Source organism: Salmonella sp. 32070601201500089SM (genome assembly GCF_017573605.1).
Classification (GTDB): Bacteria; Pseudomonadota; Gammaproteobacteria; order Enterobacterales; family Enterobacteriaceae; genus Salmonella; species Salmonella enterica.
In genome coordinates this window covers 513,904-529,954 of the sequence record NZ_JAGETK010000001.1, presented here as the reverse complement: position 1 = coordinate 529,954, position 16,051 = coordinate 513,904, and the positions used below count along the sequence as shown (strand labels likewise).

The following is a 16,051-nucleotide window of genomic DNA, read 5'->3' as shown; positions in this document are numbered from 1 at the left end:
ATTTCTCCACGGCATGAGTGTTATTACACTAGCCCAGAACATGACCTCCCTTGCACAGAAATTCTCCACGGATAGTGCCGGTATCGCCTATTTAATCTCTGGCATTGGTCTTGGCCGTCTGGTCAGTATTTTATTCTTTGGCGTACTGTCCGATAAATTTGGCCGTCGGGCAATAATACTGCTTGGCGCCGTACTATATATGCTGTTTTTCTTCGGTATTCCCGCCAGTCCTAACCTGATGATCGCTTTCATATTAGCGGTGTGTGTCGGCGTGGCGAACTCCGCGCTGGATACCGGCGGATACCCTGCATTAATGGAGTGTTTTCCCAAAGCATCGGGCTCGGCAGTTATTCTGGTTAAAGCGATGGTCTCTTTTGGGCAAATGATTTATCCCCTTATCGTCAGCGCCTTGTTAGTCAACCATATCTGGTACGGCTACGCGGTGGTAATCCCCGGTATCCTTTTCGTCCTCATCACGTTGATGCTGTTGAAAAGCCGTTTTCCCAGCCAACTTGTCGATGCCAGTATTGCGAAAGAATTACCCCAGATGAACAGTACTCCCCTCGTCTGGCTGGAAGGCGTAGCTTCCGTTTTATTTGGCGTCGCCGCGTTCTCAACCTTCTATGTGATTGTGGTCTGGATGCCTAAATATGCGATGGCCTTCGCCGGAATGGCGGAATCCGACGCGCTGAAAACCATCTCTTATTACAGTATGGGATCGTTGGTTTGCGTGTTTATTTTTGCCGCATTGCTGAAAAAAATGGTTCGCCCCATCTGGGCCAATGTTTTCAATGCCGGGCTGGCGACACTCACCGCTGCGGCAATTTACCTGTATCCCTCTCCACTGATCTGTAATGCTGGCGCCTTCGTGATTGGTTTTTCCGCTGCTGGAGGTATTTTACAATTAGGCGTATCGGTAATGTCGGAATTTTTCCCTAAGAGTAAAGCTAAAGTCACCAGTATATATATGATGATGGGGGGCGTAGCTAACTTTCTTATCCCACTGATTACCGGTTATCTCTCTACTATTGGCCTGCAATATATCATTTTGTTAGATTTTGCCTTTGCACTACTGACATTTATCACCGCCATTATTGTATTTATTCGCTATTATCGCGTATTTAAGATCCCGCAAAACGATGTCCGATTTGGCGAGCGTTATTTCCAGTAAAAATGTTAACTATGCGCAACAGGCATGCGCCCTGCTCTGCACTGTCCACTTATTAAGGAGTATAAAATGGATGTTACCGCAAAATATGAATTAATTGGTCTTATGGCGTATCCTATCCGTCATAGCTTATCGCCCGAAATGCAAAACAAAGCGTTAGAAAAAGCGGGGCTACCGTATACCTATATGGCTTTCGAAGTGGATAACACGACGTTTGCCAGCGCCATTGAAGGACTGAAAGCATTAAAAATGCGCGGTACGGGCGTCTCCATGCCAAACAAACAGCTCGCGTGTGAGTATGTCGATGAATTAACGCCAGCAGCAAAACTGGTTGGCGCTATCAACACCATTGTTAACGATGACGGCTATCTACGCGGCTACAACACGGATGGTACGGGCCATATTCGGGCAATTAAAGAAAGCGGTTTCGATATTCGGGGAAAAACCATGGTGCTGCTCGGCGCGGGAGGCGCGGCTACCGCCATTGGCGCCCAGGCAGCCATTGAAGGCATTAAGGAAATTAAACTGTTTAACCGTAAAGATGACTTTTTCGAAAAAGCGGTTGCCTTTGCGAAGCGGGTGAATGAAAACACCGATTGCGTCGTTACCGTCACCGATCTTGCCGATCAGCACGCTTTTACTGAAGCGCTTGCCAGCGCAGATATTCTGACGAACGGCACCAAAGTTGGCATGAAACCATTGGAGAACGAATCCCTGATCGGCGATGTTTCCCTGCTCCGCCCTGAATTGCTGGTCACCGAATGTGTTTATAATCCGCATATGACAAAGTTATTGCAGCAGGCGCAACAAGCTGGTTGCAAAACAATTGATGGTTACGGCATGTTGTTATGGCAAGGAGCCGAACAGTTTGAACTGTGGACAGGAAAAGCATTTCCATTGGACTATGTGAAGCAGGTGATGGGATTCACAGCCTGACCGGTAAAATTATAATTGCGACGAATGACAATGAAGGGTACCAAATGAAAACCGTAACTGTAAGAGATCTCGTGGTTGGCGAAGGCGCGCCAAAGATCATTGTGTCGCTAATGGGAAAAACCATTACCGATGTGAAATCGGAAGCACTCGCCTACCGTGAAGCGGATTTCGATATTCTGGAGTGGCGCGTTGACCATTTTGCCAACGTGACAACGGCGGAAAGCGTACTTGAGGCCGCCGGCGCCATCCGGGAGATTATCACCGATAAACCCTTGCTATTTACCTTCCGCAGCGCGAAAGAAGGCGGCGAACAGGCACTAACCACCGAACAGTATATCGCTCTGAATCATGCAGCGGTTGACAGCGGTCTGGTCGATATGATCGATCTTGAGCTTTTTACCGGCGACGATGAGGTGAAAGCCACCGTCGGCTATGCTCATCAACACAATGTTGCGGTGATCATGTCTAACCATGATTTTCATAAAACGCCCGCAGCGGAAGAGATTGTTCAGCGTCTGCGTAAAATGCAGGAACTGGGCGCCGATATTCCGAAGATCGCCGTCATGCCACAGACTAAAGCCGATGTCCTGACCTTACTTACCGCCACTGTAGAAATGCAGGAGCGCTATGCGGATCGTCCGATTATTACCATGTCGATGTCGAAAACCGGGGTAATATCTCGTCTTGCCGGCGAAGTGTTCGGTTCTGCGGCAACGTTTGGCGCGGTGAAAAAAGCATCTGCGCCGGGACAAATATCGGTAGCCGATCTGCGTACCGTATTAACTATATTGCACCAGGCGTAATACTTTATCGTGTGGCGGAATATTCTCTTTCTGCCACAATAAAATAAATAGTTATCTGACATGAATATGTTCCATATTCATTGAAAGCCGCTGTCTTTATTACCTTAACACGGTTATATCGATATTGCTTTCAGGGATAATAGTGGAGTAAATATGAAAATCAATAAGCCATCACGCATTAATGGCCGCGTTCCCGTGCTCTCTGCACAAGAAGCAGTAAATTATATTCCAGATGAGGCCACTTTATGTATTCTGGGCGCAGGCGGCGGTATTCTCGAAGCGACAACATTAATTACCGCACTGGCAGATAAATATCAAACAACCCAGTCACCACGAGATTTATCTATTATTAGCCCTACCGGATTAGGTGACCGCGCCGATCGCGGCATCAGCCCGCTGGCGCAGGAGGGGCTGGTAAAATGGGCGCTATGCGGACATTGGGGGCAATCTCCCCGTATTTCTGAACTGGCTGAACAAAATAAAATCGCCGCCTATAACTACCCACAAGGCGTATTAACCCAGACGCTGCGCGCCAGCGCCGCACACCAGCCGGGTATTCTGAGCGATATCGGTATTGGTACCTTTGTCGACCCTCGCCAACAGGGCGGAAAATTAAACGACGTGACTAAAGAAGATCTCATTAAGCTGGTAGAGATCGATAATAAAGAATATCTCTATTATAAAGCGATAGCGCCTAATGTGGCTTTTATCCGCGCCACCACCTGCGACAGCGAAGGCTATGCATCATTTGAAGATGAGGTGATGTATCTTGATGCGCTGGTGATCGCCCAGGCCGTTCACAATAATGGCGGTATTGTAATGATGCAGGTGCAGAAAATGGTAAAAAAAGCCACGCTGCATCCAAAATCCGTGCGTATTCCCGGCTATCTGGTGGATATTGTGGTTGTCGACGCCGACCAGACGCAACTCTATGGCGGCGCGCCGGTGAACCGATTTATCTCCGGGGATTTTACTCTTGATGATAGTACCCAGCTTACCCTGCCCCTTAATCAGCGCAAGCTGGTAGCCCGACGCGCGCTGTTTGAAATGCGTAAAGGCGCGGTAGGCAATGTGGGCGTAGGCATTGCCGACGGCATTGGTCTGGTCGCTCGCGAGGAAGGCTGCGCCGATGACTTCGTGCTGACCGTAGAAACTGGCCCGGTGGGCGGTATTACCTCTCAGGGTGTGGCCTTCGGCGCCAATGTCAATACCCGCGCGATCCTCGATATGACCTCACAATTTGATTTTTATCACGGCGGTGGGCTCGATGTCTGCTATTTAAGTTTTGCCGAAGTGGATCAACACGGTAATGTCGGTGTACATAAATTCAACGGCAAAATTATGGGCACCGGCGGGTTTATCGATATTAGCGCAACGTCGCAAAAAATTATTTTCTGCGGAACCCTGACGGCCGGAAGTTTAAAAACTGAAATTACCGATGGCAAATTAAATATCCTGCAGGAAGGTCGCGTGAAAAAATTCGTCAGCGAACTGCCGGAAATTACGTTCAGTGGAAAAATTGCGCTTGAGCGCGGGTTAGATGTGCGTTACATCACTGAACGTGCGGTTTTCACTCTCAAACAAGATGGCCTGCATTTAATTGAAATTGCGCCTGGCGTCGATCTGCAACGGGATATTCTTGACAAGATGGATTTTTCACCGGTTATCTCACCAGATTTAAAACTGATGGACACAAGATTATTTACCGATAGCACTATGGGATTCACGCTTCCTGACGCAACACATTAAAAGGAGTACAAATATGGATTTTTCATTAACTGAAGAACAAGAACTATTACTGGCCAGTATTCGCGAGTTAATCACCAGCAATTTTCCGGAAGAGTATTTCCGTACCTGCGATCAAACGGGCACCTATCCCAAAGAATTTATGCAGGCGCTGGCGGAAAACGGTATTTCGATGCTGGGCGTCCCGGAAGAATTCGGCGGCATTCCGGCTGACTATGTAACGCAAATGCTGGCGCTGATGGAAATCTCAAAATGCGGCGCTCCGGCCTTTTTGATTACCAACGGCCAATGCATTCACAGCATGCGCCGTTTTGGTTCCGCAGAACAACTGCGTAAAACAGCAGAAAGTACTCTGGCCACCGGCGATCCAGCATATGCGCTAGCCTTAACAGAACCTGGCGCGGGCTCTGATAATAATAGCGCCACAACAACCTGGACGCGTAAAAACGGCAAGGTTTATCTTAACGGCCAAAAAACATTTATCACCGGTGCAAAAGAATATCCTTACATGCTGGTTCTGGCGCGCGATACGGAGCCAAAAGATCCTAAAAAAGCGTTCACGCTTTGGTGGGTGGACTCAAATAAACCGGGCATAAAGATTAATCCGCTGCACAAAATTGGCTGGCACATGTTGAGTACATGCGAAGTTTATCTCGATAATGTCGAGGTGGACGAAAGCGACCGGGTCGGTGAAGAAGGCATGGGTTTCCTCAATGTCATGTACAATTTTGAGATGGAGCGTTTGATTAATGCGGCGCGCAGTACAGGTTTCGCCGAATGCGCATTTGAAGATGCCGCCCGTTACGCCAACCAGCGTATCGCCTTTGGTAAACCCATCGGCCATAACCAGATGATCCAGGAAAAGCTGGCGTTAATGGCCATCAAAATCGAAAACATGCGCAATATGGTGTTGAAAGTCGCCTGGCAGGCCGATCGGGAAGAGTCACTGCGTACCAGCGCCGCGCTGGCTAAGCTGTACTGCGCACGCACAGCGATGGAAGTGATTGACGATGCGATTCAGATTATGGGTGGGCTTGGTTATACTGACGAAGCCCGTGTCTCCCGCTTCTGGCGCGATGTTCGCTGCGAACGTATCGGTGGCGGCACGGATGAAATTATGATCTATGTGGCAGGACGCCAGATTCTGAAAGACTATCAGAACAAGTAAGGATCGTACCGGAACGTCTTATTCGGCCTGACTGCTTTACGGCATCAGGCCGAATAAATCAGATATATTTCGCCGTCAGGTATTTGGCAGCAAATACGCCTGCTCAACCAGACTATTTTTAAATTGCTTACGATAATCGTTGGGAGAACATCCTACATGCCGCATAAACAATTTGGCAAAATGGTCCACATTTTCATATCCTACCCGCCATGAAATTTCTGCCAGTGGCGACTCAGTGTTTGTCAGCGCAAACTTGGCCTCGGTCATACGTCGTTGAATAACATAGTTGATAGGGGATATATGATATTCTTTGGCAAATTCATGGCATATATAACTGACGCTGGCACGAAATTTTTTCGATAGCTGGTCAAGCGTGATTTTTTCACGATAATTATTATTGAGATAAACAAGCACATCCTTAATTAATACATCTTTTTTAATGTAGCCTTGTTCAGAACGATAGGCATTTTTAAAATTTTCATAGTAAAGTGCGGTCAGAGTGTAAGCAAATGCATCGTATACAGAGGAAGCCAATACGTTTTTCCCCTGCGGAAGTAACACGCTTAATTCATTAAAGATACTTTTAATGACCTCTTTTCCCTGAACCACGGAAACCACCGGACAGGAATGACTCTGCAATAGTTGGTTTTCTTCCCAACCTGGAAAACAAAACCCATACAGCGCACAGGTATAGGTGGTAGCCGGCGAATTGCTGTCGGATGCTACAGCGTGTAGCCGCCCCCGCTCAACGACGACAATATCGTCCGCATGCGCGACGTAGAGTGAAGAGTCAATAATTAGCCTGGCTATCCCTTTTTTGACGTAAATAAGCTCTGTTTCATTATCATGCATATGATGGCCAGACTCCCAGTTTGGATCATCGCTAATGACAAAACGTGAAAATCGAGGGGTCTTGTCCTGTTCAAAAATCGTCTCCGCGGCGGAGTCAAAACAGCGCTGATACATAATAACCTCTGTCAGGTTTAAAAAGATAACCAGGATAAAATAAAGCGAGCGTCAGTGTTGTACAACCGTGGAGATTACCAGCAAAACAAGATTATTCGTTCCGAATGCAAGATATTATGTTCTTTTGCAGACAGCTCAGATTACCTGTCGATAGCGTATTATCAGACAAAAATACATAGCCGACATATCTTTGATGTTTTCTTTTAACCTCACAGAAACAACATCGCACGTTTCATGTTAAAAAATGATGATATGCTTCGCACTTATTATTCTCACTACCGTATTTATATTTTTATGACGCCCTTTTCAGATGGTTGCTAACGATTCTCTGTTCGCAGATTTTTTGTGCAAGATTGTTGGCAAGGAAAACAGATTGACCCATCGTAAACCTCTTCAGACTGCCGCAGACTATTTTCAGTCAGATTTACGTTACTTATCCGCACGCGACTCACTGGAGATGCAATGAAAATAATAACCTGCTTTAAGTTGGTGCCTGAAGAACAGGACATTACCGTGACCCCGGAGCATTCGCTCAATTTTGATCGTGCCGAGGCCAAAATCAGCCAGTTTGATTTAAATGCAATTGAGGCCGCCGCGCAGTTAGCTGGCGGTGGCGACGAGATCGCCGCGCTCACCGTCGGCGGCTCTCTGTTACAAAATTCAAAAGTCCGCAAAGATGTGTTATCCCGCGGGCCAGATGCGCTTTTCATGGTTCAGGATGCGCAACTGGAGCACGCCCTGCCCAAAGAAACCGCGCTGGCGCTAGCATCCGCGGCGGAGAAAATCGGCTTTGACCTGTTGCTCTTTGGAGAGGGCTCCGGCGATATTTATGCCCAACAGGTGGGCCTGCTGACTGGCGAACTCCTGAAACTCCCCGTCATCAACGCAGTAAGCCATATTCAACGCGACGGCGACAAAATCATCGTTGAACGCACACTGGAAGAAGACGTTGAAATTATCGAGCTCACGCTGCCCGCGGTGCTTTGCGTGACCTCAGATATTAACGTTCCACGCATCCCGTCAATGAAAGCCATTCTCGGCGCCGGGAAAAAAGCCGTTACGTCGTGGCTGGCGAGCGATATCCACTGGACCCCAACCACGCCACTGGCGGAACTGGTCGCCATCTCGGTACCGCCGCAGACAGAACGCAAGCATATCATTCTCGATAACGATTCGCCGGAAGCCATTACCGCACTGGCCGACCATTTGAAAAAATCCCTGAACTAAACCCAACGGAGAAAAATTATCATGAATCATTTAGCTAACGTATGGGTATTTAGCGATAACGTAGAGCGTTATGCCGAATTAATGACCGGCGCGCGGCAGTGGGGAGAAAAAGTTTACGCCATCGTGCAAGGAAACACGGAGATCGACTACGTGAAAGCGCTTGGCGCTGATGAGATAGTCGTTCTTGAATCGCATACGGATTTGCAGCGCGTGGAAAACTATGCCGAAACGCTGGCCTCATTATTAGGCGACCAAAATGGGCTGCTGCTCATGGCGGCGACCAAGCGCTGTAAAGCGCTGGGCGCCCGGCTGAGCATCCAGCTTGACGCCATGATGGTGAACGACGCGACGTCTATTGACCTCCTCGACGGGACGCTACACGCAGAGCATCGCATGTACGGCGGACTTGCTTTCGGCAAAGAGAAATTAAACAGCCCGCAGGCGATTATTACGCTGGCACCCGGCGTGCTGGAACCCGCCGCCCCTCTCCCCGGTCATACTTGCCCGCAGACCACGCTGGCATATATTGCCCCACGCCACGAGGTATTGTGCCAGCAGCGGCGCGCGAAATCGTTAAGCAGCGTCGATTTGAGCAAAGCCAAACGGGTCATCGGCGTAGGACGAGGTCTGGCGGCGCAAAGCGATCTGGATATGGTGCATAAACTGGCGACCGTCCTCGGCGCAGAAGTGGGCTGTTCCCGCCCCATTGCGGAAGGTGAAAACTGGATGGAACGTGAGCGTTATATTGGCGTATCCGGCGTTCTGTTGAAATCCGATCTCTATCTGACGCTGGGCATTTCCGGCCAAATTCAACATATGGTGGGTGGAAACGGCGCAAAAATTATTGTCGCAATTAACAAAGATAAAAACGCGCCCATTTTCAATTATGCCGATTATGGCCTGGTGGGCGATATCTATAAGGTTGTTCCTGCCCTCATCGACCAGTTAAGCCGCTAATTCCTTTTTCAACGCACATCTCCCGTCGTCGATACGGCGGGAAAGGAGCATAAAGCATGTCGGATGATAAATTTGACGCTATTGTGGTGGGCGCAGGCGTAGCAGGAACGGTCGCCGCGTATGTGATGGCAAAAGCGGGACTGGATGTACTGGTTATTGAACGCGGAAACAGCGCAGGCAGCAAAAATATGACCGGTGGCCGGCTCTACGCTCACAGTATCGAAAGTATTATGCCGGGATTCGCAACGTCCGCCCCCATCGAACGTGTCGTTACCCGTGAAAAAATCTCCTTTTTAACCGAAGAAAGCGCCGTCACACTTGATTTTCACCGCGCGCCCCCTACTCCGCCCCTTACGTCATATACCGTACTGCGCAACAAACTGGCCCCGTGGCTAATGGCGCAGGCGGAACAGGCTGGCGCGCAGTTTATCCCAGGTGTACGGGTCGACGCTCTGGTACGTGAAGGCAATCGCGTCACTGGCGTTCAGGCCGGGGATGATATTCTGGATGCGAATATTGTGATTCTCGCGGACGGCGTGAATTCCATGCTGGGCCGTTCGCTGGACATGGTGCCTGTCTCTTCTGCGCATCACTATGCCGTCGGCGTAAAAGAGTTGATTGGGCTCTCTCCGGCACTTATTGAAGAGCGCTTTAATCTGGCGTCCCATGAAGGCGCCGCCTGGCTATTCGCTGGCGCGCCCTCCAACGGGCTCATGGGCGGCGGGTTTCTTTATACCAACCGCGATTCGGTTTCTCTGGGGCTGGTATGTGGCCTGGGCGACATTGCTCACGCGACCAAAAGCGTACCGCAAATGCTGGAAGATTTTAAACAGCATCCGGCAATACGCCCTTTGATTCAGGGGGGAACGCTGCTTGAATACTCCGCTCATATGGTGCCCGAAGGCGGCATAGCAATGATGCCGGAGCTGGCAAATGACGGCGTGATGATTGTCGGCGACGCCGCCGGTCTTTGCCTGAATCTCGGTTATACCGTCCGCGGCATGGATTTAGCCATCGCGTCCGCGCAAGCGGCCGCTCAAACCGCCATTGACGCTAAAGCGCGGCAAGATTTTTCCGCCGCGAGTCTTGCCGGTTACAAACGCGCGCTGGAGAAAAACGGCGTGTTACGCGATATGCGGCATTTCCGCAAACTCCCCGGATTAATGGAAAACCCACGGCTTTTTACCGAGTACCCGCGAATGGCGGCAAACATTGTGGGCGATCTGTTCACCGTTGATGGCGGTCCAGTCCCACCGTTGCGTAAAACTATCCTGTCACATGCGAAAAAAATTGGACTGGTGAATCTATTAAAAGACGGCATAAAAGGGGCTACGGCATTATGAGTTCGGACAATAAGGTGAATGTTGACGTCAAATTGGGCGTAAATAAATTTTACGTAGATGAAGGACACCCACATATCATTTTGCGCTCCTCGCCTGACATGCTGGAGTTTAATAAATTAATAAAAGCCTGCCCTGCCGGACTCTATAAGCTGGACGATGCGGGAAATATTCATTTTGACTCCGCGGGCTGCCTGGAATGCGGGACCTGCAGGGTTCTCTGCGGCAATACTCTTCTCGAAAAATGGGAATACCCGGCGGGAACGTTCGGCGTTGAGTTTCGCTACGGCTGACGCTCTGAAACACCGGATAACGACGCTACGGCGTCTTATTCGGCTTGTCCCCAGAGATTACGTCATTTGTATTAATAGAGAACAAGTCAATGAGTGTTACATTAACGTTTGACGCCGCAAGGCGGAAAACCTATCGCGAGTCCGGCTACTGGGGCGATGCTTCACTGGGCGACTACTGGCGGCAAACCGCACGCGCCGTACCCGATAAAATCGCCGTGGTCGATAATCATGGCGCGTCCTGGACCTACGCCGCGCTCGACTACGCGGCAAGCCGCCTGGCAAACTGGTTACTGTCTCAGGGGATTCAACCGGGCGATCGCGTGGCCTTTCAGCTTCCGGGCTGGTGTGAGTTTACCCTCATTTATCTGGCCTGCCTGAAAACGGGCGCGGTATCTGTCCCGCTACTTCCCGCCTGGCGAGAAGCAGAGCTGGTTTGGGTGCTGAACAAATGTCAGGCTAAAATATTCTTCGCCCCCACCGTATTCAAACAGAATCGTCCGGTCGATCTTATCCTTCCGCTACAAAATCAACTGCGCCATCTGACGCATATTGTCGGCTTGGATAAACTGGCGCCTGCCACCACAGCGCTTGCGCTTAGTCAAATCATCGACCGCAGCGAACCGTTGCAGTCAGACATTAACATTCACGGTGATGAGCTGGCGGCAGTGCTGTTTACCTCCGGCACAGAAGGAATGCCGAAAGGGGTGATGTTGACCCACAATAATATTCTTGCCAGCGAACGGGCGTATTGCGCGCGGTTGAATTTAACCTGGCAAGATGTGTTCCTGATGCCTGCGCCACTGGACCACGCCACCGGATTTTTACACGGCGTCACCGCGCCCTTTTTAATCGGGGCGCGTAGCGTATTGCTGGACATCTTTACCCCAGAAGCCTGCCTTACCTTATTAGCGCAGCAACGCTGTACCTGTATGTCAGGCGCGACGCCGTTTATTTACGATCTGCTTTGTGCCGTTGAGCAACAGCCTGCCGACCTCTCCTCACTGCGATTCTTCTTATGCGGCGGCACGACTATTCCCAAAAAGGTTGCCCGCGACTGCCAGCAGCGCGGTATCAAATTATTGAGTATTTACGGTTCTACAGAAAGTTCTCCACACTCTATGGTTAATCTGGGTGATTCGACTTCACGCATGATGAACACCGATGGTTATGCCGCCACCGGTGTAGAAATTAAAATCGTGGATGAAGATCGCAATACGCTTCCAGCAGGCCACGAAGGCGAAGAAGCCTCGCGCGGGCCGAACGTTTTTATGGGATACCTGGACGAGCCGGAACTTACCGCCCGCGCACTGGATAATGAGGGCTGGTATTACAGCGGCGACCTCTGCCGCATGGATGAAGACGGTTATATCAAAATTACCGGGCGCAAAAAGGATATTATTATACGTGGAGGTGAAAATATCAGCAGTCGCGAAGTCGAAGATATTTTGCTACAGCACCCTCGCATACACGATGCTTGCGTCGTTGCTATGCCCGATGAACGCTTAGGCGAACGTTCATGCGCGTATGTGGTCTTAAAACCGCCGCACCTTTCGCTGACGCTGGAAGAGGTGATCGCTTTTTTCAGCCGAAAACGGGTAGCGAAGTATAAATATCCGGAACGGATCGTCATCGTAGAAAAGCTGCCCAGAACCGCATCTGGCAAAGTGCAGAAGTTTCTGTTGCGGCAGGATATTATTGAGCGGCTGCGCCAGGAGCACACCGCGGTATAAATTGCCGGATGGCGACGTTAACGCCGCCATCCGGTATCACACTACTTCTTCAGTTCCGCCAGACTCAGCCAGGTCTGTACCACGGTGTCCGGGTTCAGCGACAGGCTGTCGATCCCCTCTTCCATCAGCCAGGCGGCAAAGTCTTCATGGTCGGACGGACCCTGACCGCAAATTCCAACATATTTGCCCTGTTTTTTCGCCGCGCGGATCGCCATCGACAGCAGCGCTTTCACCGCGTCGTTACGCTCGTCAAACAGTTCAGACACCACGCCGGAATCGCGATCCAGCCCCAGCGCCAGCTGCGTCATGTCGTTAGAACCAATCGAGAAGCCATCAAAATACTCGAGGAACTGTTCAGCCAGCAAGGCATTGGACGGGATCTCGCACATCATGATGATCTTCAGCCCGTTCTCGCCGCGTTTAAGCCCCTGGCGCGCCAGCTCTTCGATGACCGCTTTCGCCTGGTCGACCGTCCGCACGAACGGGATCATGATTTCGACGTTGGTAAGGCCCATATCGTTGCGCACGCGTTTCACCGCTTCGCATTCCAGCGCAAAACAATCGCGGAAACTTTCTGCGACGTAACGACCCGCGCCGCGGAAGCCCAGCATCGGGTTTTCTTCATGCGGCTCATAACGTTCGCCGCCGACCAAGTTGGCGTATTCGTTGGACTTAAAGTCAGACAGGCGAACGATGACGCGTTTCGGGTAGAAGGCGGCGCCTAACGTCGCGATCCCTTCCGTCAGTCGACCAACGTAAAATTCACGCGGCGAGTCAAACCCTTTCATCATCTCACGAATGTCGTTTTGCAGCGCGGCATCCTGGTCGTCAAACTCCAGCAGCGCGCGCGGGTGAACGCCAATCATACGGTTAATGATGAATTCCAGTCGCGCCAGACCTACGCCTTCATTCGGCAGGCAGGCAAAGTCAAATGCCCTGTCCGGGTTGCCGACGTTCATCATGACCTTCAGCGGTAGCTCTGGCATGGTATCTACGCTGGAGCTTTTTACGCTGAAATCCAGCATGTCGGCATACACATAACCGGTATCACCTTCCGCACAGGAGACGGTTACTTTTTCGCCATCTTTCATGCGTTCGGTGGCGTCGCCGCAGCCGACTACCGCCGGAATGCCCAATTCGCGGGCGATAATCGCCGCGTGACAGGTGCGCCCGCCACGGTTAGTGACAATCGCCGCCGCTTTTTTCATGATCGGTTCCCAGTCCGGGTCGGTCATATCGGTGACAAGCACATCGCCAGGCTCAATACGGTTCATTTCGCCGATATCGTGAATAACTTTTACCGTACCTGCGCCGATACGATGACCAATGGCGCGACCTTCGGCAATGATTTTCCCCTGCGCATGTAGCGTATAACGCTCCATCACCTGGCCACGAGAGCGCACGGTTTCCGGACGTGCCTGCACAATAAAGAGCTTACCGGTATGACCGTCTTTCGCCCATTCGATATCCATCGGACGACCATAGTGCTGCTCAATCTGCACCGCTTGTTTCGCCAGTTCCTGCACTTCTTCGTTGGTGAGCGAGAAAATGTCGCGCTGTTCCTGCGGCACATCTTCAATCTTCACTTGCTTGCCGTGCTCCTGGGTGGCGGCGTAAACCATGCGGATTTTTTTCGACCCCATGGTGCGGCGTACGATGGCCGGACGGCCTGCCGCCAGGGTTGGCTTATGGACATAAAATTCATCCGGGTTAACCGCGCCCTGCACCACCATTTCACCCAGTCCCCATGCCGAGGTGATAAAGACCACCTGGTCAAAGCCGGATTCGGTATCGATAGAGAACATCACCCCTGACGAGGCGAGATCGGAGCGAACCATCCGCTGCACGCCAGCGGAAAGCGCTACGCCGCGATGATCATATCCCTGGTGAACGCGATAAGAGATGGCGCGATCGTTAAACAGAGAAGCAAATACGTGTTTCACTGCCACCAGCACCGCGTCGAAGCCCTGAACGTTAAGAAACGTTTCCTGTTGGCCCGCAAACGAAGCATCTGGCATATCTTCCGCCGTGGCGGAGGAACGCACGGCAAAAGAGGCATTTTCATCATCCGACGAAAGCTGCGCATAGGCATCGCGGATGGCGTTTTCCAGCTCCGGCTGGAAAGGAGTGTCGATAATCCACTGGCGGATCTGCGCGCCCGCTTTCGCCAGCTGGGAGACATCATCAATATCTGTCTTATCCAGCAGCTCATAAATGCGCTGGTTTACGCCGCTTTGATCCAAAAACTGGTTAAACGCATCGGCAGTGGTTGCAAAACCATTCGGAACGGATACGCCCATGCCGGAAAGGTTAGTAATCATTTCACCCAGGGAGGCATTTTTGCCCCCAACTCTGTCTACATCATTCATGCCGAGTTGGTTATACCAAAGCACCAGCGGTGACGAGCCATTGTTGGACATCGAACAATCCTTTTGTGATAAATGAACGAGTTTAAGAAACACATAGTTGCGTATTTATCCTGGCATACTTAAACCCGCGAAAAAAACGGTGAATCGTTCAAGCAAATTTATTTTTTCATTTTTTCAGATTGTTTACGTAGTTGCGCAAACCCGCGCATAGCACGGCATTCCCTGAATAACCCCCGGTATAAACTGCGTTTCCAGGAAATGAAACACACTTTTCATTAATTATAAAAAGCGCCTGTCATTTTATAAAATAAGCGACAAGTTATACGTTTCCCGTTACTTTTAATTTATGCTTTCAGATAATTATGTTTACTCTTCAGGATGAACAGAATGGATAATGTTGTTGATCGCCATGTTTTCTATATTTCTGATGGTACCGCCATCACCGCCGAGGTCCTGGGTCACGCAGTTATGTCGCAGTTTCCGGTGACGATCAGCAGCATCACGCTGCCATTCGTGGAAAACGAAAGTCGCGCCCGCGCCGTCAAAGACCAAATTGACGCCATTTATCAGCAAACCGGCGTTCGCCCGCTGGTGTTTTACTCGATTGTTTTACCTGAAATTCGCGCCATCATCTTACAGAGCGAAGGTTTCTGCCAGGATATCGTCCAGGCGCTGGTGGCGCCGCTTCAGCAGGAGATGAAACTGGATCCGACGCCGATCGCTCATCGTACTCATGGGCTTAATCCGGGTAACCTGAACAAGTATGACGCCCGTATTGCCGCTATCGATTATACCCTGGCGCATGATGATGGCATTTCATTGCGCAACCTCGATCAGGCTCAGGTCATTTTGCTTGGCGTTTCGCGCTGTGGAAAAACGCCCACCAGCCTCTATCTGGCAATGCAATTCGGTATTCGTGCGGCTAACTACCCTTTCATCGCCGATGATATGGATAATTTGACGCTGCCCACATCGTTAAAACCGCTACAACATAAACTGTTCGGCCTGACAATTGACCCTGAACGCCTGGCGGCTATTCGCGAAGAACGCCGTGAAAACAGTCGCTATGCCTCGTTGCGTCAGTGCCGCATGGAAGTGGCAGAGGTCGAAGCGCTGTATCGTAAAAATCAGATCCCCTGCCTGAACAGCACCAATTATTCCGTTGAAGAGATAGCCACCAAGATTCTCGATATTATGGGGCTTAACCGCAGAATGTACTAGCAAACTAGTTTAATGGATTGGTTTTTGTTATCATGCCGTTCTGCCTGCGAGGTGTGACACGCCTCGCACTTGAAATCAGCAGGGATTGGTTTATCGTGATGCCCATCACTTCCCGGTAGTCCTGCCG

The 16,051-nt window shown here is 50.5% G+C and carries 13 protein-coding genes; 11 read left to right on the top strand and 2 right to left on the bottom strand.

Annotated features, from left to right (window positions below; translation table 11 throughout):
• Window positions 1-13: 13 nt before the first annotated feature.
• From J4728_RS02600 to J4728_RS02580, 5 genes are all read left to right on the top strand, one after another.
• The gene (locus tag J4728_RS02600) at window positions 14-1,171 is read left to right on the top strand and encodes an MFS transporter (RefSeq protein WP_001588906.1); all 1,158 of its coding nucleotides are present in this window, start codon (window positions 14-16) and stop codon (window positions 1,169-1,171) included.
• Between the two features lie 66 nt (window positions 1,172-1,237).
• A complete protein-coding gene (ydiB, locus tag J4728_RS02595) occupies window positions 1,238-2,104 on the top strand; it encodes a quinate/shikimate dehydrogenase (RefSeq protein ID WP_000383488.1) in 867 nt (288 codons plus the stop codon).
• Window positions 2,105-2,148: 44 nt separating this feature from the next.
• On the top strand, window positions 2,149-2,907 hold the full coding sequence (gene aroD / locus J4728_RS02590; protein WP_208211069.1) for a type I 3-dehydroquinate dehydratase: 759 nt from the start codon (window positions 2,149-2,151) through the stop codon (window positions 2,905-2,907).
• A 153-nt stretch (window positions 2,908-3,060) separates the two neighbouring features.
• Window positions 3,061-4,656 carry an acyl CoA:acetate/3-ketoacid CoA transferase gene (locus J4728_RS02585; RefSeq protein WP_000700599.1) on the top strand — a complete coding sequence of 532 codons (1,596 nt, stop codon included), beginning with the start codon at window positions 3,061-3,063 and terminating at the stop codon, window positions 4,654-4,656.
• Between the two features lie 13 nt (window positions 4,657-4,669).
• The gene (locus tag J4728_RS02580) at window positions 4,670-5,821 is read left to right on the top strand and encodes an acyl-CoA dehydrogenase (RefSeq protein WP_000347819.1); all 1,152 of its coding nucleotides are present in this window, start codon (window positions 4,670-4,672) and stop codon (window positions 5,819-5,821) included.
• 75 nt (window positions 5,822-5,896) lie between these two features.
• Here the strand turns inward: J4728_RS02580 and J4728_RS02575 are convergent, their stop codons facing one another.
• Window positions 5,897-6,787: an AraC family transcriptional regulator gene (locus J4728_RS02575; RefSeq protein ID WP_000284832.1), complete on the bottom strand. Its 891-nt coding sequence runs from the start codon at window positions 6,785-6,787 to the stop codon at window positions 5,897-5,899.
• A gap of 462 nt (window positions 6,788-7,249) precedes the next feature.
• On the opposite strand from J4728_RS02575, the gene J4728_RS02570 reads away from it, so the two are divergent.
• The 5 genes from J4728_RS02570 (at window position 7,250) to fadK (ending at window position 12,334) form a co-directional block, all read left to right on the top strand.
• Window positions 7,250-8,014, top strand: a complete 765-nt coding sequence (locus tag J4728_RS02570; protein ID WP_000692101.1) for an electron transfer flavoprotein — start codon at window positions 7,250-7,252, stop codon at window positions 8,012-8,014.
• Window positions 8,015-8,035: 21 nt separating this feature from the next.
• Complete coding sequence (locus J4728_RS02565) at window positions 8,036-8,971, top strand: electron transfer flavoprotein subunit alpha (RefSeq protein ID WP_001015885.1); 936 nt, start codon at window positions 8,036-8,038, stop codon at window positions 8,969-8,971.
• Window positions 8,972-9,027: 56 nt separating this feature from the next.
• Complete coding sequence (locus tag J4728_RS02560; protein ID WP_079987631.1) at window positions 9,028-10,314, top strand: FAD-dependent oxidoreductase; 1,287 nt, start codon at window positions 9,028-9,030, stop codon at window positions 10,312-10,314.
• Window positions 10,311-10,604, top strand: coding sequence for a ferredoxin family protein (locus J4728_RS02555; RefSeq protein WP_000093359.1), 294 nt, complete (start codon window positions 10,311-10,313; stop codon window positions 10,602-10,604). The genes J4728_RS02560 and J4728_RS02555 overlap by 4 nt, the downstream gene beginning before the upstream one ends.
• An 89-nt stretch (window positions 10,605-10,693) precedes the next feature.
• Window positions 10,694-12,334 (top strand): medium-chain fatty-acid--CoA ligase, encoded by a 1,641-nt coding sequence (gene fadK / locus J4728_RS02550; protein ID WP_208211067.1) that lies wholly within the window; start codon window positions 10,694-10,696, stop codon window positions 12,332-12,334.
• A gap of 41 nt (window positions 12,335-12,375) precedes the next feature.
• Here fadK and ppsA read toward each other — a convergent pair whose 3' ends face one another.
• Complete coding sequence (ppsA, locus tag J4728_RS02545; protein ID WP_000069340.1) at window positions 12,376-14,754, bottom strand: phosphoenolpyruvate synthase; 2,379 nt, start codon at window positions 14,752-14,754, stop codon at window positions 12,376-12,378.
• A 336-nt stretch (window positions 14,755-15,090) separates the two neighbouring features.
• Here ppsA and ppsR point away from each other — a divergent pair, with 336 nt between their 5' ends.
• Complete coding sequence (gene ppsR / locus J4728_RS02540; protein WP_000370992.1) at window positions 15,091-15,924, top strand: posphoenolpyruvate synthetase regulatory kinase/phosphorylase PpsR; 834 nt, start codon at window positions 15,091-15,093, stop codon at window positions 15,922-15,924.
• Window positions 15,925-16,051: the final 127 nt, after the last annotated feature.

Bases quoted from the DNA above. Each gene is read 5' to 3' on its own strand.
- J4728_RS02600 (WP_001588906.1), top strand. From the start codon at position 14: ATGAGTGTTATTACACTAGCCCAGAACATGACCTCCCTTGCACAGAAA.
- ppsA (WP_000069340.1), bottom strand. From the start codon at position 14,754: ATGTCCAACAATGGCTCGTCACCGCTGGTGCTTTGGTATAACCAACTC.
- J4728_RS02560 (WP_079987631.1), top strand. From the start codon at position 9,028: ATGTCGGATGATAAATTTGACGCTATTGTGGTGGGCGCAGGCGTAGCA.
- J4728_RS02570 (WP_000692101.1), top strand. From the start codon at position 7,250: ATGAAAATAATAACCTGCTTTAAGTTGGTGCCTGAAGAACAGGACATT.
- J4728_RS02575 (WP_000284832.1), bottom strand. From the start codon at position 6,787: ATGTATCAGCGCTGTTTTGACTCCGCCGCGGAGACGATTTTTGAACAG.
- J4728_RS02555 (WP_000093359.1), top strand. From the start codon at position 10,311: ATGAGTTCGGACAATAAGGTGAATGTTGACGTCAAATTGGGCGTAAAT.
- J4728_RS02565 (WP_001015885.1), top strand. From the start codon at position 8,036: ATGAATCATTTAGCTAACGTATGGGTATTTAGCGATAACGTAGAGCGT.
- J4728_RS02585 (WP_000700599.1), top strand. From the start codon at position 3,061: ATGAAAATCAATAAGCCATCACGCATTAATGGCCGCGTTCCCGTGCTC.
- ppsR (WP_000370992.1), top strand. From the start codon at position 15,091: ATGGATAATGTTGTTGATCGCCATGTTTTCTATATTTCTGATGGTACC.
- fadK (WP_208211067.1), top strand. From the start codon at position 10,694: ATGAGTGTTACATTAACGTTTGACGCCGCAAGGCGGAAAACCTATCGC.
- ydiB (WP_000383488.1), top strand. From the start codon at position 1,238: ATGGATGTTACCGCAAAATATGAATTAATTGGTCTTATGGCGTATCCT.
- J4728_RS02580 (WP_000347819.1), top strand. From the start codon at position 4,670: ATGGATTTTTCATTAACTGAAGAACAAGAACTATTACTGGCCAGTATT.
- aroD (WP_208211069.1), top strand. From the start codon at position 2,149: ATGAAAACCGTAACTGTAAGAGATCTCGTGGTTGGCGAAGGCGCGCCA.